This window comes from Mycobacterium sp. (assembly GCF_050701675.1).
Lineage (GTDB): Bacteria > Actinomycetota > Actinomycetes > Mycobacteriales > Mycobacteriaceae > Mycobacterium.
Map to the genome: position 1 here is coordinate 1 of NZ_JBOGDD010000648.1, position 2,203 is coordinate 2,203.

3 protein-coding genes are annotated in these 2,203 nt (G+C 69.0%); all 3 read right to left on the minus strand.

The genetic code is table 11. The features are described from left to right. Positions 1-1,161, minus strand: a 1,161-nt coding sequence (locus tag ACRDUX_RS19925; protein WP_526415742.1) for an esterase-like activity of phytase family protein, incomplete at its 3' end; no start/stop codon positions are given. 146 nt (positions 1,162-1,307) lie between these two features. Beyond that, positions 1,308-1,757 (minus strand): nitroreductase family deazaflavin-dependent oxidoreductase, encoded by a 450-nt coding sequence (locus ACRDUX_RS19930; protein ID WP_526415743.1) that lies wholly within the window; start codon positions 1,755-1,757, stop codon positions 1,308-1,310. Between the two features lie 56 nt (positions 1,758-1,813). Then, the coding region (locus tag ACRDUX_RS19935) for an extracellular solute-binding protein (RefSeq protein WP_526415744.1) at positions 1,814-2,203 on the minus strand (390 nt) is incomplete at its 5' end.

The following is a 2,203-nucleotide window of genomic DNA, read 5'->3' on the forward strand; positions in this document are numbered from 1 at the left end:
CTGCAGTCCACCGGCGTCGGCGCGGTAGACACCGCCGGCAACCGTGGACGACGGCCCGACCTCGGTGGCGCCTGCGATGTCGGTGAGGTAGATCTTCTTGTCCGCCCCCGGCTCCAGCTCGCCGTCACGTTCGTCGACCAGGAACTCGGTGTTGCTGATCGCGGTGATCTCCGAGACGGCGACCTTGGACTTCTCCGGGTCGGCCAGCGGGTAGAGGTATTCCTTGACCGCCTTGTCTGCGAGGTTCACCGTGACGATGCGGGTCAGCGGCACCGACTTCGCCGAACCCTCCAGGCCGGGGGTCTTGATCGCGGACTGCATGATGCCGACCAGCGTCGAGCCGTCCGGCGTGATCGTCAGCCCCTCCATGCCCTGGTTCGGGCTGCGCAGCGACAACTCGCGTGGCAGCGTGCCGTCGAACGGTGAAAGTCGTTCCAGCTCCCTGCCATTGGCGTCGAAGTGGACGAGGAACGGCCCGTACTCGTCCGACACCCAGAACGTGCCGTCGGCCAGCGCGACGAGACCTTCGGTGTCCAGCCCGTGATCGGAGGTGGGCAGTGGGGCGCCGTTGACGTCGACCAGTCTTTCGCCGGTGTTGGCGGCCGGATCGACGAGACCGACGAGCGGCTGCCCGTCACGACCGCTGAGGGTGATGGCCTGCCCCGGTGCGGCCGTACCGTCGCTCAACCGGAACGTGTTGATCTGCGGGTGGAAGTCCGGTACCGGCAACACCTTCTCGTTGTCGGTCCGGCCGTCGACGTTGGGGCCGCGGTCGGTGAGACCGTACAGTTCGCCGGCGCCGCCACCGGGGACGGCGGCGATCGCCGAGCCGAAGCCGCTGCTCTGGATCTCCACACCGCCCACCGTGGCCAGCGGCGGCGTGTCCACGGCATAGGTCTTGACCGCGTCGGTGGTGGTGGCCTCGAACTGGTCGGTGCCGGTGAAGCCCTTGTCCGGGGTGTAGATCAGGGCGCCGCCGTTGCCGTAGGTGAGCGTTCCGTGCGCGGGCTTGGCGAAGTCCACCGCGGTGGCGCCGGCCGTCGCCGTCAGCAACTGTGCCGGCGTGATGGTGAGCGCCTTGTCGACACCGGTGGTCAAGGCAGCGGGCTGGCCGGAGGTGCTGGACGCGGACGGCGTGTCCCCGCCAGACGAACAGGACACTGCGGCAACGGTACTCATCACGAAGAGCGCCATCAGCGATGGCGTTCGGAAGTTCATCACGGACAAGAGGTAGCAGCGCCCGGCATCCGCGGGGTGTCCGCGAGGTGAACGACGGGCCTCGCGGCGCGCGCGTGCCGACCGCGAAACTACGGCGTCGTGACGGGATCCAGCCGGAACACCGCGCAGCGCCCGGCCAGCGATTCGAACTCGTCGGCGGTGCCGTCGGTCACCAACCCGGCGCGCTTGTAGAACCCGACCCCGGTGGGCACCTCCGTGGGAAATGCGCGCAAGACCGGCTTGGCCTGATCGGCCGTGAGCTCGACGAACGCCACCCGCTCCGAGGACCGCCCGCGCGTCACCGTCCCCTCGCCCGCCGCACGGGCGTTGAGAACCCAGTCCGCGCGCGGGTATCCGCACGCGACATAGACCTTGCCGTCCAGGATGTAGGGGGTCGCGGGCGTGCTGCGCGGCTGGCCGGACTTGCGGCCGACCACCGTCAGCACCCGCACCGGCCCGGTGGCGATGCCGAGTTTCTGCATCGACACCATGATCTTGTTGATGGGCTTGAGCCAGCCTGGCGGCTTGGGGTCGGACATCCGTTCGGTATAACAAGTCGACTGATATATGTCAACGTCGTTGATACCGGGCCGCGTCAGCCAGCCGGGCTCTTCAGCGGCTCGGTGAACCCGTCCCCGGTCAGGGTCCGCACGCCCTCGGGGCCGGTGACCTCCTCGACGAACTGAGCCGCCTCGCGATCCTGCTGGGTGCCCTTGACCACCGTGATCCACGCAGTGACGGCGTCCGTGCTCCCAGGGAGGGGGAACCACGAGACGCCACCTCCGGCAGCCTGGGCATCGGTCGCGTAGACCACACCGGCGTCGGCCTGCCCGGCGGTGACGGCCTGGAGAACACGGTTCGACGTCGCCCCCGACGTGACCGGGTGAAGTCGTATCCCGGTCCGGTCCTCGACGAGCTGCGTCGTCGAACCGCACGTGCTCTGGGCGGCACAGACGCTCACCCGCAGACCGGGCCTGGTGAGGTC